Genomic DNA, 20,077 nt, shown 5'->3' with positions numbered 1-20,077 from the left:
CATATATGTTAAAGGTTGAAAAGAAGATCCAGTCAGAGCTTAACCGTCTGGAACAGATGCTGTACAGGCACAAAACGCCTGTGAAAGGATGGATGGCAAAGGAAGGTTATTACCGCCATCCCGAAGAATATGAGATGATGGATGGGGAATGGGAGGAACTGCCGGAGGGAATCCATGTTGGTAAGCCGGACCTGACCGTATTCCTCAGGAACCGGATCGTACTGGATGACGGCTATAAAGGCGAAACAGCTGTCCTGCTGCTTAAGGTCGGGGGCGAGGGCTGTGTTTCCGTCAACGGGAACCATTATAACGGACTGGATTTTAACCGGAATATGATCCTGCTGTCCGATTGCGCCCAGGGCGGGGAGGAATATGAGGTTGAGATTGAGACATACTGTAAGGACCTGATTTTAGACAGCGATAATGCGTTTAAGACAGATGTTGTGATAACCCAGTCAGAGGTTGCCGCCATTAACAGGCCGGCATGGGATTTTTACTTTGAGGTTAAGACTGGATTTGACTTTATCGTGGGCTGCGGCGAGGAGTATACAAAACAGCGTGTCCTGCATGTGATTTACCAATCCCTGCTGAAACTGGATTATTCAGAACAGGATACCTTTGATGAGAGCGTGAAACAGGCCCTTAGTGAATATGTGGAGTCCATTGCCAGGTATGGGCAGATTAAGATACCGGTAAGGATGTATTTTGCAGGGCATTCCCACATTGACGTGGCATGGCACTGGCCCTTAAAGGAGACAGTCCGAAAGGTGAGCAGGACATTTTCCAGCATGCTGCGCCTGATGGAGCAATATGAAAGCTTCAAGTTCTGCCAGAGCATGCCGGTCCTCTATGAGATGGCCCAGAAATACTACCCGGAGCTGTTTGAACAGATAAAGGAGCGGGTAAAGGAGGGGCGCTGGGAAACGCTGGGAAGCATGTATCTGGAGCCGGACTGCAATCTTATAAGCGGCGAATCATTTGTCCGGCAGATCATGTATGGAAAGCGGTTCTACCAGAAGGAACTGGGGAGCGATTCCAATATCTGCTTCCTGCCCGATGTATTCGGATATTCATCTGCAATGCCCCAGATCCTCAAGAAGGCTGGCACGGATTATTTCTTTACCACGAAGCTGACCTGGAACGAGACCAATGAATTCCCATACAGCGTCTTCAAATGGAGGGGGCTGGACGGCACGGAGGTCTTATCCGGGATGATGTCCATGTGCACGCAGAGGGGACTGGGACTGTACAACGGTGACTTATCCGCGGACGGCGTAAGGCAGTCCATGGATTATTTTAAGAACAAGGAAAATGGAGACCCCCTTCTCTACCTTTATGGACATGGGGACGGAGGCGGAGGCGTCACAAAGGAAATGCTGGAGTCCGTGACAAGGCTTAACAGGGTTCCCATGATGCCTGAAGTTACGGTTGGGACCGTAAAACAGTATTTTGACGGGCTGGACAAGGAAAAGGATTATCCTGTATGGGCAGGGGAACTATACTTTGAAAAACACAGGGGTACCTATACCACTGCCGCCAACAATAAAAAGAACAACCGTAAGAGCGAGCTTTTATTCCGCGATGCGGAAATCGTGTCTGTATTCCAGTATCTGGAAAATGGTGCCTATCAGGGCGCGGACCTGGAGGCAGGATGGAAAAAGATACTGTTGAATCAGTTCCATGATATCCTGCCGGGAACCTGTATACGCGAAGTCTATGAGGAGTGCGACCGGGAGTATGGGGAGATTGCAGGAATCGGGCAGGAGAGCATCCGGCAGAACCTCAGATGTATGGCCCAGCCGGATGAAGCGGCGGTAACCGTATATAATACCCTGTCCTGGAACCGCAGGCAGGTGGTATCCATTGACGGCAGGGGATATGAGGCTGTGGTGGATGGAAAGGGCGCATACCCGGTACAGACCCTGAAAGAGGACGGTACCATTGACTTCCTGGCAGAGGATGTGCCGGCCCTGGGGTACAAGGTATATTACCTCACCCACAGGACAGACGGCCTGGCCGCACAGTCAAAGGCCGCGTTAACACAGGAAAATGGAATCACGCAGATAAGCAATGACTGGCTTCAGGTAGGGATTGACGGGGACGGTGAACTTGTCTCTGTATTTGATAAGACAACGGGACGCCAGATACTAAAGGATGGAAGGAAGGGCAACCGTCTTAAACTTCAGGAAGACATCCCGGTGGAGTGGGGATCTGCATGGGAGGTAACCACAAAGAGGGAGGACAAGGCCCCGTTCCCATTTACCGGAACCAGCCAGTGCATAAAAGAACACAATGACTTATATACGGTCCTTTCCGTCAGGAAGTCGGTCCATCATTCTTCGGTGGAGCAGGATATCATCATGTACCATCATGCCCCGCTTATGGAATTCAGGACCAGGGTGGACTGGGATGAAAGGCAGAAGATGCTCAGGGTGGAATTCCCTGCGGATATACATACGCTGACAGCCAGATATGATATTGCCTTCGGCAATGTGGAACATCCAAACCATTCCACCACCAGCTATGATGAGGCGCGGTTCGAGGTGTGCGGACATAAATGGGGCGATATCTCGGATGGAAGCCACGGCGCGGCCCTGATGAATGACTGTAAATACGGTTATACCATCCAGGATTCCGATATGGTGCTGAGTCTTTTAAGGAGTGCGGATTTCCCATCGGATTCATGTGATAAGGGAGTCCATACATTCTCCTACTGGTTCTATCCACATGACGGCGGGATAAAAGAAGGCAGGGTGGCCCAGGCCGGATATGAGGTCAATGTCCCTCTTCTGGTCCAGGCCGGAAAAGCCGCCAGGGATGAATATTCCTATATCCGCACCAACTGTGATAATATTGTCATTGATACCGTTAAGAAATCAGAGGACGGGGAGGAAATCGTGCTCAGGATATTCGAGACATACAATACGGTCAATGACGTGGTTCTCACGATGGGATTCCCTGTGGCGTCATGTGAGGAGACGGACCTGCTGGAGCGGCATCTGGAGGATGTTCCCGTAACGGACGGGCAGATACGGTTTACCATTCATCCGTATGAAATAAAAACCTATAAAGTAACATGCAAACATAAATAAAATGGAGGTTGGGGTTATGAAGAAATGGTCGAAACTGCAGGCAGCAGCAATGGCAGCCGGAGCGGCAATGGTATTATCAGCGTGTGGTCCATCCACACAGGCCACCACCGCGGACACGGCGGCAACAGAAGGAAAAGCAGCCGCGGACACGAAGGAAGCTTCAGGGGAACAGGTGGAACTGAGGATATCCTGGTGGGGCAGCGATGCAAGACATGAGGCCACGTTAAAGGCGCTGGACCTGTTCATGGAAAAATATCCGAACATCAAGGTGACTGCGGAATATCAGGGATTTGACGGTTATCACGACAAACTGATGACCCAGATTTCTTCCAGCACGGAGCCGGATGTGTACCAGCTGGACAACAACGTATATTTTGCGAGCCTGGCAGCCAATGATAAGCTGGGTGACCTGACGCCCTATATCGGGAACCAGCTGAAGCTGGACGACTACCCGGAAAGCGCATTGACATGGGCCCAGTACAACGGCGTGCAGTACGGTGTGCCAAGCGGGTTGAACGGACCGCTCTTTATCTGGAATAAGCAGATATTTGATGAGGCAGGGGTAGAATATCCCACCAATGACTGGTCATGGGAAGACTTTGAGAAGGCATGCCAGGAGATTTACGATAAGACAGGCAAGTATGGCATGAAAGAGCCGTCCTACTTCCTTACGATGACAATGGTGCGCCAGGCCGGGCAGTGGTTTGCAACCGAGGAAGGTGACCTGGAGGATTTCTCAGCCGCACTTGGGGGCGTGTATGAGCAGTACAACAAGTGGAGGGAAACAGGTGTATTCCCGCCCCTGGACATGACGGTGGGGCAGGAGTCCCAGCAGGATAACCTGTTCTTAAGCTGTGACGCTGCATGCGAGGTAAACCATATTGCAACAATGCCACAGGACCATGCGGCAATGGCTGAACAGTCGGAACTGGGAATATCACTGGTTCCCGGAACCAAACAGAATGGAGGGGCCTATATGCTGGCATCCATGCCATGGACCCTTGGCAAAAGCTCCAAGCATCCCGAAGAAGCAGCCACATTAATTAATTTCCTTATCAACGACAAGGATGCGGCCAAGATACTTATGACGGTACGCGGCGTTCCGGCACCGGATTCTGTCCGTGAGACAATCGCGCCATTACTGGAAGGGGATGCGCTCCTTGTGGTGGATGGTGTGAACCTCCTGATTGAAAATACGCAGAGGATTGATTATGAATGGCTTGTCCCGGGAAGCGCGGTGATTGAGAATACCATAATGGACGAACAGTATGCAACCGGATATGGGCAGAAAACGCCTCAGGAAGCAGGGGCTGCCGCCTATAAGACAATACTGGAATCCGTCAATAACGCGAAATAAAATCCGGCAGGTAGTTGGGAATTCTATAATATGATATACTTTTGGAAGGTGTTGCAGGTCCGTGCTGCAGCACCTTCTAATACAAAGAGACAGCGCGCCGCGGGCAGATACGCCGCGCTGCCTAAAGGGGAGTATGCCATGAAGGGACACGCCGTGAAGGGACAGCCATTTAAAATTTCTATCAACAGGTTATGGGTGATAAGCAACTGTCTGATCATGGCTGCTTTTTTTTCTTTGAATTCCTTTTTCAGCCAGAGCAGTTATAAAAAGGTGCTGGAACAGCAGTTTGAGGTAAAACAGTACCAGATGCTGGTCTATATCAGCGATACGCTGGAGCAGTCCATGCAGTCCATTGAACTTTTGTCCAGGTCAACGGTGAACAATTACAGCATCATCAATAATATCCTTAACTACAAAAAGAATAGGAATTCCTACGAGCAGATGGTGTTCCAGAATAATATGAACCAGAACCTGTCTTCCGTTGCGTATTCCCTGGGTGACATCATATCCGTTAACATCCTGCTGGAGGATGAGGGGCTTAAGACAACCAAGATAAACGGGGTCTACGATTATGGGCACTATGTGACCGGAAGCGGGCTGGAAGGCATACGCAATCTGTCCGAGGGATGGATCCCCACCAGGAAGAACAATCTGCCAATCCAGCCGTATATCCCATACATCACGTCCTATGTACAGCGCATTTATTCCGGCATGTATTATGGGGACGCAATCGGACATCTGGTCATTAACCTGAACGAGGATATGTTTTACAAACAGATGGAGAAGTATCGCCAGGAGGAAGGTTCCGATATCCTTCTTGTGGATGGGAACGGCACGGTACTCAGCGGGACCGTGAGGGATATCCTTGGGATGGACCTAAGTGGGACAGAATACGGTGCTTATGGGGAACTGTCATCCGGCCATACAGAGCTTACGGTTAAAGACGGACACAAGATTGTAAGTAAACGTAAACTGCAGGGAAGGGACCTTTACGTGCTTGCAATTACGGATTATGACAGGGTTGTGGCCCCCATCAGGCAGACCCAGAACGTGGTCCTTATCTGCTCCCTTCTGTTCATGGCGTTGTTTAGCGTCATCAGCGGACTGCTGGCTTATAAGATATCAAAGCCCATACTGAGCCTGTCCCGTGAGGTGATGAATTGTAAAGGAGGGCAATTCCGCAGGATTCATATTTCCAGCCGGATATATGAGATTGATGTGCTCTGTACCCAGTTCAACCATATGACTGAGGAGATAGACAAGCTCATCGGAAGCGTCCTGAAGCAGGAGAAGCTGAAACAGAAAAAGGAACTGGAAATCCTTCAGGCTCAAATCAACCCGCATTTCCTGTATAACACGCTGGAAGCAATCAACTGGATGGCACTAAGCATGAAACAGAAGGAAATCAGCAACATGGTGGTCCTTCTTGGAAGCTTCCTCAGGCTCAGCCTGAACAAAGGAAAGAACGTATACATGGTCAGGGATGAACTGAACCACCTGAAATGCTATCTGGATATCCAGAACATACGCTGCAAAGGAAAAATCCTGTTCTCGTCCGATATCGACGAGGCGGCGTTGGATTACCGCATGATAAAACTCCTGCTCCAGCCATTGGTGGAAAATTCCATTCTGCACGGCTTTGATTTCAGGGGCGGGGCGGGACAGATATGGCTCAAGGTCTATATGGAGGAGGAATACATTTATTTTACGGTCACGGACGACGGGTGCGGTATGCCGGAGGAATTAGTGGGCCGCATATGCGACATGCAGTCCGATGTGGGGCATGGCATAAAAAATGTGATGAAACGGATTTCCCTGTATTACGGCGACGGGTGCGGGCTTACCATACAGTCGAAGGAGAAGGTGGGCACCACCATAGAGGTGAAGATACTGAACAATGTACCTGGACAGCAGATATAGAAACAAAGAAGGAGGATGGACATGCTTTATAAGCTTGCATTGGTGGATGATGAAGACTGGATTCTGGATGGCCTGCAGAATGCCATTGAATGGGATAAAATCGGTTTTCAGGTAACCGGAGCGTTTATGAATGGACGAGATGCGCAAAAAGCACTGCTTGAAAATCCTCCGGATGCCATCCTTACCGATATTAAGATGCCGATACAGGATGGGATATCCCTTGTTAGGGAGCTGAGGGAAGCGGGACTTAAGGAACTGGAGGTTGTATTTTTAAGCGGATACGATGATTTTGAACTGGCCCAGTCGTCCCTGAGGCTGGGGGCAGTGGATTATGTGTTAAAGCCTTCTGCGCCGGAACAGATCATAGAGGTATTTACCAGGATAAAGAACCGGCTGGACGAGCGCCGGGAGAGGGAAAAGGAAAAACAGGCGGCTACCGGGCTGGTACAGGCCGGGGTGCAGGTGTTTAAGGACGCGGTATATAACCATATAATGAGCGGGAATGAAGCCGGGTATGAAAGGCTGATGACCCTGTATTCTGAATTTGTGGAGCGGGAAAATGGGAATCCGTTCATGGTTGTCTCGGTTGCCCTGGAATCCACCATATCCGAGCAGATGCCCACAGAGGAGGACGTACGGACCATTGAATATCTGAGGCAGATGGCGGTGGAATTCCGGGAACACCATAATAAGGGGATATATCTGATTAAGAACCTTTTCTCCTACTCCTTTGTATTTTCCGGGTACGACGAGGAGGTGGCGGACAACCTGACGGAAAGTATGAAGCGCAAACTGAGGCGGGACACAGGGGAGCATCTGATCAGCGCGAAAAGTAATGTTTACAGGGATTTCCAGATGATTAAAAAGGCGTATGATTCCTCCCTTGACCGGCTGTTCCGGCTGGATATGCCGGATTCCGTGCAGATGCTTTACTTTAAGCTGGGCAATGACGCCGTGCTGAAGGCGGCCATAGAGGACAGGGACCAGCAGATTGTGCTGTGGAGCCTGAAAAACTGGATGGTAAAGGTGGATGACACGGAGCCGGAACACAGGTGGCGTATGATGAAGCGTCTTCTCTATAACCTCAGCCTTGTTTTCCTGCAAAACAGCATCCCTTCCCAGGAAATCCGCAACCTGTACCAGTCTGTCAGGGAAGGGGACTGTGAATCCGTAAAGGAAGCAGTCATCTCCTTTGTCAAGTCTGAACTTCTGGCATCGAACAACGCAAACAGCAGGAATGCCCATCTATGTAAGGCGGCGGCCAAATATATCAGCCGGAATTATACGGAAGAAATCACGCTCAATGAACTAGCGGAGCAGTTCTATATATCGCCGAACTACCTGGGCACGTTATTCAAGAAAAATATGGGCATGGGGATTAAGGAATACCAGACAGCCATACGCCTGGAACAGGCGGAGGCGCTGATTGCCAGCGGCAAATTCAAATTATACCAGGTGGCGCAGATGGTGGGATATTCAAACTATGAGTATTTCCGTAAAATATACTTTAAGCATAAAAGCAGGAATCCATCAGAATAAGGAGAAGCGTATGATTTTTATTAAGGAGAGGATTGGCAGGCTCATAAAGGATGTGGAAGCACTGGTCTATCCGGACGAAATCAAAATAGATTCCTATAAAATAAAAAAGACCCGGGAGCGGTTTCGTGATATCAGCAGGATAGATACATCGGACTGGGAGGAACTGCACAGGGAAGAAATATGGGGCGGGAACCAGGAGTATTTCTGGTTTGAGACCTTTATCACGGTGCCGGATGGGTGGGACGGCAGATGTGTTGTCTATGAGGTGATGACAGGCAGGGAAGGCCAATGGGACGCGGTGAATCCCCAGTTTTCCGTCTTTGTGGATGGACGCTTAAAACAGGGGTTTGATGTGAACCACAGGGAGACCGTCCTTTCAGAGCATGCAAGGGGCGGGGCGCGGTACCACATTGTGCTGTCTGCATTTACCGGGGACCGGAACTTTTACCTGAAGCTGGATTCAAGGCTGAAGGTCCTGGACCGGGAAGTGGAAGCATATTATTATGACCTGAAGGTGCCCTATGACACGGCCCTGATGCTGGATGGGTCAGACCCTGAATACATGGCGGTGATAAAGAGCCTGAATGACTCCCTTAACCTGCTGGATCTGAGGAAGGAAGGCTCGGATGCATTTTATGCCAGCCTTGCCAAAGCCCACGACTTCCTGAGGAAGGATTTATATGAAAAACAGTGTGGTGAAACAGAGGTGCATACGTACTGCGTGGGGCATACGCATATTGACTGCGCCTGGCAGTGGACCCTTAAGGTGACCAGGGATAAGGCGGTGCGCAGTTTTTCCACGGCACTGGAACTGATGCGCAGGTACCCGGAATTCATATTCATGTCCAGCCAGCCCCAGTTATATCAGTATGTAAAAGAGGAAGCCCCGGTCATCTATGAGGAGATAAAAGAACGGGTGCGGGAAGGACGGTGGGAGACAGAAGGCGGGATGTTTGTGGAAGCGGACTGCAACCTGGCGTCCGGCGAGTCCCTGATCCGCCAGTTCCTGTACGGAACCCGTTTCTTTAAGAGGGAATTCGGAACAGATAATGTGATTTTGTGGCTGCCCGATGTGTTCGGATACTCCGCCGCCCTTCCCCAGATCATGAAGAAATGCGGGATCCGCTACTTCATGACAACGAAGCTTAGCTGGAATGAATTTAACAAGATGCCCTATGACACGTTCATGTGGGAGGGAATTGACGGTACGGCCATACTCACCCATTTTTCCCCAACCAGGGATTATCATACAGGGGGGAAGGAGGACGGGAATGAGAACAGCCACTATACCACCTATAACGGGTTCCTGTCCCCTTCCCAGGTAAAAGGGGGATGGGAGCGGTATAATCCCAAATACCTGAACAAGGAAGTACTGATGTGTTTTGGGTACGGGGATGGCGGCGGCGGGGCAACCAGCCAGATGCTGGAGAACCAGAGGCGGCTTTCAGAGGGAATACCGGGCTGTCATGCCACGGTCATGAGCACGGCCAGGAACTTCTTTGAGACATTGGAGGAACGTGTGTCAGGCAGTCCCTATCTTCCCAAATGGACAGGGGAACTGTATTTGGAATACCATAGGGGTACCTATACTTCCATGGCAAGGAATAAGCGGTATAACAGGAAAGCTGAATTTGCCACCCAGAACACGGAATTCCTGGCTGTGTGTGATGGACTTACGTCCGGAGCCGCCTATCCCGGGGCAGAACTTGATTCTGTCTGGGAAGCTGTGTTAAGGAACCAGTTCCATGACATCCTTCCAGGCTCCTCCATCAAGGAAGTATATGATGACTCAAAGGAGGAATACGATAAACTCCTTGCAGTGGACAGACAGCTTACGGACGCCTCCCTAAAGCGTCTGGCATCGGTCATAGACGCGCCGGAGGGCGCGCTGGCCGTATTTAACTTTGGGCCGGAAATCAAGGCTGAGACAGTGGAATTTTACTATGACGGGGGCTGTCCCCAGGTCCGTGACGGGGAAAGGCAGGTCCGTGTCCAGAAGACAGGGGAACATACCTATATATTCACGGCATCCGGCCTCCCGGAGTGCGGGTATAAGACGTATGGCGTCAGGGAAGCAGAGGAGGGGTCCGGGAACGGAGGGGAGCCTGTGTCCTCCGTATCGGAACACCATATGGAAAACAGATATTTTTCCATCAGGCTTAACGCCAAGGGGCAGTTTGCAGGCATCTATGATAAGACGGCCGGGCGGGAACTTCTTATGCCGGGAAAAGCAGGCAATGTAATCATGAGCTATGAAGACCGGCCCCATAAGTATGATGCGTGGGATATTAACAATTACTATGAAGAGAAATCCTGGGAAGTGGATCAGGTCGAATGCATTGAGGTAACTGAAAATGGGCCTGTGCGGGCCTGTGTCACCGTAGAACGCAGGTATCTCGATTCCATAATCAGGCAGTCCATATACCTGTATCATGATATACCCAGGATAGACATCAGGAACCAGATAGAGTGGAGGGAACACCAGATTTTCCTTAAGACCTTATTCCCCCTGGATATCCATACCAGTGAAGCCGTATTCGACATCCAGTACGGAAATGTCAAAAGGCCCACCCATGCCAACACTTCCTGGGATTTTGCCAGGTTTGAGGTATGTGTCCACAAGTGGCTGGACCTGGGAGAAGATGATTACGGAGTCAGTTTCATCAATGACTGCAAGTACGGGTGCGGCGTCAGGGATTCGGTGGTGGGGCTGTCCATGTTGAAGTCAGGAACCTTCCCCAATCCTCAGGCTGACCAGGAATACCATGAATTTACGTATTCCATCTACCCGCATAAGGGGAGCTGGAAGGAAGCGGGCAGCGTTGATATGGCGTACCAGGTTAACAACCCTCCGGCTGTTGTGGTAAAGGAGCAGGGCGGCGGGGTCCTGGACCCGGTCTTTTCCTTCTTTTCAACCGACTGCCCCAATGTCGTGATTGAGGCGGTTAAGAAACAGGAGGAGGGGGAGGGAATCATCCTCAGGCTGTATGAATGCTTTAACCGGAGGTCTGAGGTAACCCTGAGGTCCGGCATGGAGATTGCAAACGCGTATGAGTGCAGCATGCTGGAGCAGACAGAACATCCGCTGGCGGTAGGAAAGGGACAGGTGAGGTTCACGATTAAACCTTATGAGATAAAGACCATTCTCCTGACACGTGTCCGATGATTGCTCTTTCGCCGGATGTGCGTCCTATGGAAGGGGCGTGCACATGGCGTAGATGGCAGGTGCTCTATTCACAGGAATTTATGCAATGCAGTAATAGGTGCCGCAGCGGTGGTTATTGTGTGTAAATGCCGGGCGGGACCGGAAAAGCATGGGTATGGCCAGGAATTATCGTTAAATTTTAAACATCTTTTATCTATTGACTGACAATGTCACCTGTGTTAGTATGAACTTAGCAAGGGCGCCGCGGCAGCGCAGCATCAGCTTTTGCAGACAACTGCATACCATCGGTTGATGGATTCGGGAGAGACTGTCCGGGGCTGGGAATGAATTTCCTATAGTTTTTGGACAGCGCCGAAGGGGAAGCGGAGAACTCTCAGGCAAAAGGACCGGATACCGGACGATACTCTGGAAAGCGATGAAGCACCGACGAAGCCCAATCTTTCAGGTCCAAAGACAGAGCGCATGAACAAGGTTTTTGTTTGTGCGCTTTTTTTGTTAAGCCAAGGGCCTGTTTTCATTTAATGGGGGAAGGGCAATGAGGGAGTGGATTAAAATCCATTTTCGTCAAAGGCTGGGGGAGTCCGGGGAATCATGCCGGGAAATATTGCAGGAGAAATTATTTCGGAAAAATGTGCCGGGGAATGTTGTTGGGAAGTTATTCCGAAAAATTGTGCCGGGGAATGTTGTTAGGAAGTTATTCCGAAAAATTGTGCCGGGAAATGATGCTGGGAAGTTATTTCAGAAAATTGTGCCGGGGAATGTTGCTGGGAAGTTATACCAGAAAAATGTACCGGGTAATGATACCGGGAAGTCATTCTGGAAAATGTGCCAGGAAATTACGCCAGGGAATCAGAAAAAGGAGGGGAATCATTTATGGACACAGAAGTGACGGGGATTGTTGAACGCAAGACGCCGCTCTATGACACACATGTGAAATACAAGGGAAAGATAGTTCCGTTTGCAGGTTATCTGCTGCCAGTGCAGTATGACACAGGGGTAATCGGGGAACACATGGCAGTACGTACCAGGTGCGGCCTGTTCGATGTCTCACACATGGGGGAAATCATCTGTAAGGGCAAGGATGCGCTCAAGAACCTGAATATGCTGCTGACCAATGATTATACGGTCATGGCAGAGGGGCAGGCGCGCTACAGTCCCATGTGCAACGAAGAAGGGGGCGTGGTGGACGACCTGATTGTCTATAAGGTAAGGGATGACTGCTACTTCATTGTTGTGAACGCTTCCAATAAGGATAAGGACTATGCCTGGATGAAGGCCCACCAGTCCGGGGATGTGGTATTCGAGGACATCTCCGACAGCGTGGCCCAGCTGGCGCTCCAGGGGCCGAAGGCCATGGATGTCCTTAAAAAGGTGGCAAAAGAGGAAGAAATCCCGGATAAGTATTATACCTGCCGGTTCGACTGCATGATTGGGGATGTGCGGTGTATTATCTCCAAGACGGGATATACAGGAGAAGACGGGGTGGAGATTTACATGGCGCCTGAGGATGCCCCGGGGATGTGGGAGCTGCTCATGGACAACGGACGTGAGGAAGGTCTGATTCCATGCGGACTGGGTGCCAGGGATACCCTGAGGCTAGAGGCATCCATGCCGCTGTACGGACACGAGATGGACGACAGCATTTCGCCAAAGGAAGCAGGACTGGGAATATTTGTAAAGATGGATAAAGAAGATTTCATCGGGAAAAAGGCCCTGGAGGAAAAGGGGCCCCTGACCAGGAAGCGTGTGGGCCTGAAGGTGACTGGCAGAGGCATTATCAGGGAGCACCAGCCGGTTTATATCGGGGACCGGCAGATTGGGATGACCACCTCCGGCACACACTGTCCTTATCTTGGGTATCCGGCGGCCATGGCCCTTGTGGATATCGGGTATAAGGAGCCGGGGACTGCCGTGGAGGTGGAAGTGCGCGGACGGCGGGTGGCCGCGGAGGTAGTGAAGCTGCCATTTTATAAGCGCTGACAGGAACTATAATTTGAATCATGCAAATCAGGTAATTGAGGATGTCATACCAGGCATTTGAGAATGTCAAACCAGAAAATAAAAAGTAGGACCATATAAGATGAGGAGGTATTAAAGATGAATATTCCGGAAGATTTAAAGTATGCAAAGTCACATGAGTGGGTAAAGATGCTGGATGAGGAGACTGCCCTGATCGGCCTGACCGATTATGCCCAGGACGCCCTGGGGGACCTGGTGTTTGTGAACCTGCCGGAGGCAGGGGACGAGGTGGCTGCCGGGGAAACATTTGCGGATGTGGAATCCGTCAAGGCTGTGTCGGATGTATTTTCACCTGTAACAGGCACCGTGGCAGAGGTCAATGAAGGACTGCTGGATGCGCCTGAGTCCATCAATGAGGCGCCTTATGAGGCATGGTTCGTCAAGGTGGAGCATATTACGGACACGGAAGAGCTGATGGATGCCCAGGGCTATGAGGCATATGTTAAGACGCTTGAATAAAACAATCCATTCCGCCAGAAATGAGGTGTAGCTTATGGGGACTTATGTGCCTGATACGAAGCAGGAGCAGCAGGAAATGCTTCGTGAGATAGGATTCAACAGTTTCGATGAAATGTTTTCCCATATCCCGGAAGAGGTAAAGCTGAAGGACGGCCTGAACCTTATGCCGGGGCTCAGTGAGCAGGCTGTAATCGGGAAGATGGAGGACATAGCCGGGAAGAATGTGGTGTTCCGCCACATTTTCCGGGGAGCAGGGGCTTATAACCATTACATACCCGCTATTGTGTCCAGTGTGATATCCAAGGAGGAATTTGTCACGGCCTATACGCCTTACCAGGCGGAAATCAGCCAGGGCATCCTCCAGTCCATATTTGAGTACCAGACCATGATATGCGAGCTGACAGGCATGGACGCATCCAATGCATCCATCTATGACGGCGCAACGGCAGCGGCCGAGGCAGCCGCCATGTGCAGGGACAGGAAGCGGAGCACGGTCTATGTTTCCGGGGCAGCCAATCCCGGAGTCATTGAGGTGATTAAGACATACTGCTTCGGCAGCAATGCCAAGATGGTCATTGTGCCGGAGAAATGCGGGGTCACGGATACAGAGGCCCTGGCCGGCATGATGAAGGCGGATGCCCATGCAGCCTGCTTCTATGTGCAGCAGCCCAACTACTTTGGCAATATGGAGGATGGGGATGGACTGGGCCGTATCGTACATGATGCAGGGGCCAAATATATCATGGGATGCAATCCCATGGCATTGGCGGTCATGAAAACACCTGCTGAGTACGGCGCCGACATCGCGGTGGGCGACGGACAGCCGCTGGGGATGCCCCTGGCATTTGGCGGTCCCTACCTGGGATTCATGGCAGCTACCGCGGCCATGGCAAGAAAGCTGCCGGGACGTATTGTGGGAGAGACAAAGGATGACAAGGGAGAGAGGGCATTTGTACTGACCCTTCAGGCCCGTGAACAGCATATACGCAGGGAGAAGGCCAGTTCCAATGTCTGCTCCAACCAGGCATGGTGCGCCCTGACTGCTTCGGTGTATATGACAGCCATGGGCGCGGACGGCATGGCGGAGGCAGCCGCACAGTGTATGTCCAAGGCACATTATCTCAGGGACGTGTTAAAGGAAGCCGGGCTTGAACCGAAGTATGATGGGGAATTTTTCCATGAGTTCGTGACAGTCAGCCCCGAGGGTAAATGCACGGACAGCGGGCATATCCTCCGTGCGCTTGAAAAACACGGAATCCTTGGGGGCCTTAAGCTGTCTGACAGGGAGATACTCTGGTGCGCAACGGAAGTCAATACCAGGGAAGAAATGGATGAAACCGCATCCATTGTCCGAAATGTGCTCCACGGTGAATGCAGGCATAAGGAGGTGTGCGGCGCATGAAACTTGTATTTGAAAAAGGCTCGGCCGGAAGAGGCTTAAACCTCATCCGCGAATGTGACGTCCCCAGGGTATCCCTGGATGGGTCACATAAAAGGGCGGCGGCTCCCCGTCTGCCCCAAATGTCGGAAAATGAAATCAGCCGCCATTACACACAGCTGGCAAAGCGTTCCCACGGCGTCAACGATGGGTTTTACCCCCTGGGTTCCTGTACCATGAAGTACAACCCCAAGGTCAATGAGGAAGCGGCTGCCCTGAAAGGATTCAGAAGCGTCCATCCCCTGCAGCCGGAGCATACACTTCAGGGTTCCATGGAAGTCCTTTACCTGGCGGAGAAGTATCTCTGCGAAATCACGGGCATGGACGCCATGACCTTCCAGCCCGCGGCAGGCGCCCATGGGGAGTTTACCGGGCTGCTGTTAATCAAGGCATACCATGTACATAGGAAAGATGATAAACGGACCAAGATCATTGTCCCGGATTCAGCCCACGGCACCAATCCGGCCAGCGCTTCCATGTGCGGCTATGAAGTAATCAGCATACCATCCAGGGAGGACGGATGTGTGGACCTGGAACAGCTGAGGGCAGCGGTGGGGGAGGACACGGCGGGACTTATGCTGACCAACCCCAATACAGTGGGATTGTTTGATAAGAATATCCTGGAGATAACAAGGATTGTCCATGAGGCAGGCGGATTGTGCTACTATGACGGCGCAAACCTGAATGCGGTCATGGGAATCGTGCGCCCGGGAGATATGGGCTTTGACGTGGTGCACCTGAACCTGCACAAGACATTTTCCACGCCTCATGGCGGCGGCGGACCGGGCAGCGGGCCGGTTGGATGTAAGGAATTCCTGATGCCGTATCTGCCGGGGGTCAGGGTAGTAATGAATCCGGCAGGAGATACGGATATAGATGTGGCAGGAGAAGGTTCAGGAGATATGACAGGGGATATGGCCCCGGCCCGGTATGTTTTTGAGCGGGCGCCTGAATCCATCGGGGATGTGAAGCAGTTCTACGGCAATTTCCTGGTGGTGGTAAAGGCCCTGACCTATATCATGAGCCTTGGCAGGGAGGGGATACCGGAGGCGTCCTCCAATGCGGTATTAAATGCAAATTACATGAAGGTAAAGCTTTCTGATGTATATGACATGGCCTACAATGAGACCTGTATGCATGAGTTTGTCATGAGCCTGGAGGATATGAAGCATAAAAATGGTGTCACGGCCATGGATATAGCCAAGGCTTTGCTGGATTACGGCATCCATCCGCCTACCATGTACTTCCCGCTGATTGTCCACGAGGCCCTGATGGTGGAACCCACGGAGACAGAGTCTAAGGAAACACTGGACGAGGCAATCGAAGTGTTCCACAAGATATATGAGACAGCCATGGCATCGCCGGAAGAGCTTCACAGCGCCCCCCACACCACGCCCATCGGAAGACCAGATGAGGTAACGGCTGCACGTAAGCCGGTATTGCGGTATACATGGGAAAGCTAAAGGCATGATATAGAGAACCTGCCTGGATAGCCGGGAAAGCTAAAGGCACGATATAGAGGATCTGCCTGGATAGCCGGGAAAGCTAAAGGCACGATATAGAGGATCTGCCTGGATAGCCGGAAGAGCTAAAGGCACGATATAGAGGACCTGCCTGGGCAGCCGGGAAAGCTGTCCGGGCAGGTTTTCTGGAATCTGGGGTAACGCTTGTCACCGGAAGAAGCATCACCAGAAGAAGCATCACCAGAAGAAGCATCACCGGAAGAAGCATCATCGGAAGAAGCGTCACCGGAAGAAGCATCACCGGCAGAAGAAGGTCATGGGGGAATACGGCGTACGAAGTATTTCCGCAGAAGGAGGCAGAATGATTAACAGGCTGATCTGGCTGGAAACAGATAATATATACCCTTACAGGAACCTGGCCATGGAGGAATACATGACAGCCCATGTGCCCGATGGGACCTGTATCCTTTTCCTGTGGCAGAACCGTCATACGGTGGTGATTGGCAAGAACCAGAACTGCTGGAAGGAATGCAGGGTGAATTTCCTGGAGGAAGAAGGAGGATACCTGGTGCGCAGGCTTTCTGGCGGCGGGGCAGTGTTCCACGATCTGGGCAACCTGAATTTTACATTTATTGTAAGAAAGCCGGACTATGACGTGGACCGGCAGCTGCAGGTCATACTGGAGGCGGTCAGGATGCTGGGAATCCAGGCTGAGAAAACAGGGCGCAATGATATTACGGTTGAAGGAAGAAAATTTTCCGGCAATGCATTTTACCAGTCAGGAGACTGCTGTTACCATCACGGGACCCTGCTGATACATGCGGACAAGGATAATATGTCAAGATATCTGAATGTGCCGCGGGAAAAGCTGGCGTCCAAAGGCGTTTCCTCTGTGAAATCACGGGTGGCAAACCTGGATGAGTTCTGTCCGGGACTGACGGTGGACAGGATGAAGGCCGCCCTGGTGGAGGCATTTTCCCAAGTATATGGTCAGAGGGCTGGGAAGATGGAGGAGAAGGAGCTTCCAGAGGAAGCCATAGGCCCGCTGACGGAAAAGTTTGAATCCTGGCAGTGGAAATACGGCAGGAAGATCCCCTTTGAACATGAGATGGAGCATCGGTATGCCTGGGGCGGGATCCAGATGCAGTTTCATGTGGATGAGGGCAGGATAAAGGATGTTAATGTGTTTTCCGATGCCATGGATCAGGAGCTGATTGGGAATCTGGCGGAGAAATTAAGGGACTGCCCGTATGAAGAAAATGCCATGTGTGCGGCGGTTGAAAAGGTGGGAACCAAAGAGAGCATGAGGCAGGACATCCTGTCCCTTATAAAGGAATCCATGTAACAGAAAGTAAATAGTTGGAAGCGGGGGTAATTATATGGCAGACAGATGGAATCTGGTGGTTATAGGCGCAGGGCCGGGCGGATATGAGGCCGCGGTTGAAGGGGCCAAAAAGGGCATGAAGGTGGCGCTGGTGGAGAACCGTGAACTTGGCGGGACCTGCCTGAACCGGGGATGCATCCCCACGAAGACCATCCTTCATACAGCGGAACTGTATCATGAACTTCAGGCAGGCCCGTCCATCGGCCTCAGGACAGAACAGGCGGCCGTTGATATGGACCTGGTGCAGCAGCGCAAGGAGGAGGTCCTTAAGCAGCTGCGTGCCGGAATCGCCGCCCTGATGAAGACGAATAAAATTACGGTGTATGATGGAACAGGAACCATAGTGGACCGCTGTCACGTATCAGTCCGGCCGGAAAGCGGCGGACCGGTCCTTCTGGAGACAGACCACATACTGATTGCCACCGGCTCGGTGCCGGCCTGCCCTCCGATTCCCGGGGCAGACCTGCCGGGGGTGGTGACCAGCGACGGACTGCTGGATAAGAAAGACATGTTCGGGCATTTAATCATCATAGGGGGCGGTGTGATTGGAATGGAATTTGCCTCGCTTTACAGTTCCCTTGGGCATCCGGTTACCGTAATCGAGGCCCTGGACCGCATCCTGCCCGGCATGGATAAGGAAATAGCCCAGAACCTTAAGATGATTCTGAAAAAGCGGGACACGGACATCCACACAGGCGCCAGGGTGGAGGAAATCTTAAGGGATGAGGACGGCAAAGGCCTGATCTGCCGGTTCGTGGAAAAGGACAAGGTATGTGAAGCCAGGGCCGACGGCATCCTGATTGCCACGGGCCGCAGGGCCTATACGGGCGGGCTTATATCAGAGGAGAGCAGCCAGGAGATAAGGGATATGGCAATGGAACGCGGCCGTATCGTGACGGATGGAAATCAGGAAACCAGCGTTCCAGGCATATATGCCATAGGGGATGTTACCGGAGGCGTCCAGCTGGCCCACGCGGCCACGGCCCAGGGGCGCAGCGCTGTGGCCCATATGGCGGGGGAGGAGGCGTCCATCCGCCTGGATATCGTCCCTTCCTGCGTGTACACCAGCCCGGAAATCGGCTGTGTGGGGATTACCGCGGATGAGGCAAAGGAAAAGGGCATATCCGTCATCACCAGGAAATACCTGATGTCAGCCAATGGGAAGTCCCTTCTCTCCCAACAGGAGCGCGGCTTCATTAAGGTGGTTGCGGACAGTGAAACCCACTGCATCCTGGGCGCCCAGATGATGTGCGCCAGGGCCACGGATATGATCAGCCAGTTTGCGGCCGCCATTGTCAATGGACTGACGCTGGAGGATATGGCAAAGGTCATATTCCCGCATCCCACATTTAGTGAAGGGATACTGGAAGCTGTGAGATTGTAAGAAGCAGGATGGAGGACGGTTTATGCAGCCATTCTTTTGAATGTTAACATAAATGTCCCGGTATAAGATGAGGTGTTTCATCCTGTACCGGGACATTTTCATATGCAATTCAATTGGCCTGGAAAGTTCCATGTTCCGGACAGAACACTGTGTGCACGATTGGGTCAATGGTAAGGCAAGAACATCATTCTCCTTTGTTCTCATCAATCAGATGCACACCATACCGGTAATGCTCTTCCGTCAGCTTCTCCGCCAGCTTATAATCCCCATCCTCATATGCTTCCGTAATCAGCCTGTGCTGCTGGATAGCGGAAGTCCTGTGCTCCAGGGTGCGGACTGCGTGCCGCATCAGCAGGAACCGTATCAGGTTGTACCTTTTGTAGGTTTCTTTTAAGAAACGGTTGCCGCAGTAATCGAAGAACGCCTTGTGGAAGCGGTAGTCCGCGTCAAAATATGCCTCGTCATCCTGGGCCTCGGTCATGGCCTCTAAGTTGCGGTAAAGCTCTTCCGTTACCTGGCGGGTGTGGTTGCTGCGCGATGAAAGGGCCACGGCCTCGCAGGACAGGGCGAGGATGAATTCATTCAGTTCACCGGAGTATTCAAAATCAAAACTGATCAGCTGGGCGCCGGTTTTGGTCACTTCGCCAATGAGGCCATCCTGGTTCAGCTTATTGATGGCATCCCTTATGGGGGTGGAGGAAACCTGAAAACGTTCCTGCAGCTCCCGGTTCGTGAGTTTGGCGCCAAGCGGTATGGTCCCTGCAAGGATATCCTCTTTTAAGATGTTGTAAATCTGTTCACTTAATGTGAGTTTTATAATGTTCTCAGCCATAGATTTTCAGTATCCACCAACTTC

At 51.7% G+C, this 20,077-nt stretch carries 13 protein-coding genes and 1 riboswitch; of the genes, 12 read left to right on the top strand and 1 reads right to left on the bottom strand.

Going from position 1 to position 20,077, the window contains the following annotated elements; all coding sequences use genetic code 11:
- Nucleotides 1–5 precede the first annotated feature (5 nt).
- From LK536_RS35500 to lpdA, 12 genes are all read left to right on the top strand, one after another.
- A complete protein-coding gene (locus LK536_RS35500) occupies nt 6–3,092 on the top strand; it encodes an alpha-mannosidase (RefSeq protein ID WP_227794704.1) in 3,087 nt (1,028 codons plus the stop codon).
- Between the two features lie 16 nt (nt 3,093–3,108).
- Nucleotides 3,109–4,449 carry an ABC transporter substrate-binding protein gene (locus LK536_RS35495; protein WP_025484543.1) on the top strand — a complete coding sequence of 447 codons (1,341 nt, stop codon included), beginning with the start codon at nt 3,109–3,111 and terminating at the stop codon, nt 4,447–4,449.
- A 234-nt stretch (nt 4,450–4,683) separates the two neighbouring features.
- A complete protein-coding gene (locus LK536_RS35490) occupies nt 4,684–6,369 on the top strand; it encodes a histidine kinase (protein ID WP_506092085.1) in 1,686 nt (561 codons plus the stop codon).
- 21 nt (nt 6,370–6,390) lie between these two features.
- Entirely contained in the window at nt 6,391–7,908 is a 1,518-nt protein-coding gene (locus LK536_RS35485; protein ID WP_025484540.1) for a response regulator transcription factor, read from the top strand.
- Nucleotides 7,909–7,918: 10 nt separating this feature from the next.
- Nucleotides 7,919–11,074, top strand: coding sequence for an alpha-mannosidase (locus LK536_RS35480; RefSeq protein ID WP_227794702.1), 3,156 nt, complete (start codon nt 7,919–7,921; stop codon nt 11,072–11,074).
- 288 nt (nt 11,075–11,362) lie between these two features.
- Nucleotides 11,363–11,473: riboswitch (glycine riboswitch) on the top strand.
- Nucleotides 11,474–11,609: 136 nt separating this feature from the next.
- Entirely contained in the window at nt 11,610–11,963 is a 354-nt protein-coding gene (locus LK536_RS35475; protein ID WP_227794701.1) for a hypothetical protein, read from the top strand.
- Nucleotides 11,948–13,054 carry a glycine cleavage system aminomethyltransferase GcvT gene (gene gcvT / locus LK536_RS35470; protein ID WP_227794700.1) on the top strand — a complete coding sequence of 369 codons (1,107 nt, stop codon included), beginning with the start codon at nt 11,948–11,950 and terminating at the stop codon, nt 13,052–13,054. Before LK536_RS35475 ends, gcvT begins: the two co-directional genes overlap by 16 nt.
- A gap of 117 nt (nt 13,055–13,171) precedes the next feature.
- Entirely contained in the window at nt 13,172–13,552 is a 381-nt protein-coding gene (gcvH, locus tag LK536_RS35465; RefSeq protein ID WP_008723430.1) for a glycine cleavage system protein GcvH, read from the top strand.
- A gap of 34 nt (nt 13,553–13,586) precedes the next feature.
- On the top strand, nt 13,587–14,954 hold the full coding sequence (gene gcvPA, locus LK536_RS35460; protein ID WP_227794699.1) for an aminomethyl-transferring glycine dehydrogenase subunit GcvPA: 1,368 nt from the start codon (nt 13,587–13,589) through the stop codon (nt 14,952–14,954).
- On the top strand, nt 14,951–16,453 hold the full coding sequence (gene gcvPB, locus LK536_RS35455; RefSeq protein ID WP_227794698.1) for an aminomethyl-transferring glycine dehydrogenase subunit GcvPB: 1,503 nt from the start codon (nt 14,951–14,953) through the stop codon (nt 16,451–16,453). Before gcvPA ends, gcvPB begins: the two co-directional genes overlap by 4 nt.
- 361 nt (nt 16,454–16,814) lie before the next feature.
- Complete coding sequence (lplA, locus tag LK536_RS35450) at nt 16,815–17,798, top strand: lipoate--protein ligase (RefSeq protein ID WP_227794697.1); 984 nt, start codon at nt 16,815–16,817, stop codon at nt 17,796–17,798.
- 34 nt (nt 17,799–17,832) lie between these two features.
- Nucleotides 17,833–19,221, top strand: a complete 1,389-nt coding sequence (gene lpdA / locus LK536_RS35445) for a dihydrolipoyl dehydrogenase (RefSeq protein WP_227794696.1) — start codon at nt 17,833–17,835, stop codon at nt 19,219–19,221.
- A 184-nt stretch (nt 19,222–19,405) separates the two neighbouring features.
- On the opposite strand, the gene LK536_RS35440 is transcribed toward lpdA, so the two are convergent.
- Entirely contained in the window at nt 19,406–20,053 is a 648-nt protein-coding gene (locus LK536_RS35440; protein ID WP_008723441.1) for a GntR family transcriptional regulator, read from the bottom strand.
- Nucleotides 20,054–20,077: the final 24 nt, after the last annotated feature.

Origin of the sequence: Clostridium pacaense, from assembly GCF_020709765.2 — a bacterium.
Classification (GTDB): Bacteria; Bacillota; Clostridia; order Lachnospirales; family Lachnospiraceae; genus Enterocloster; species Enterocloster hominis.
This window is presented reverse-complemented; position numbering and strand designations above follow the sequence as displayed.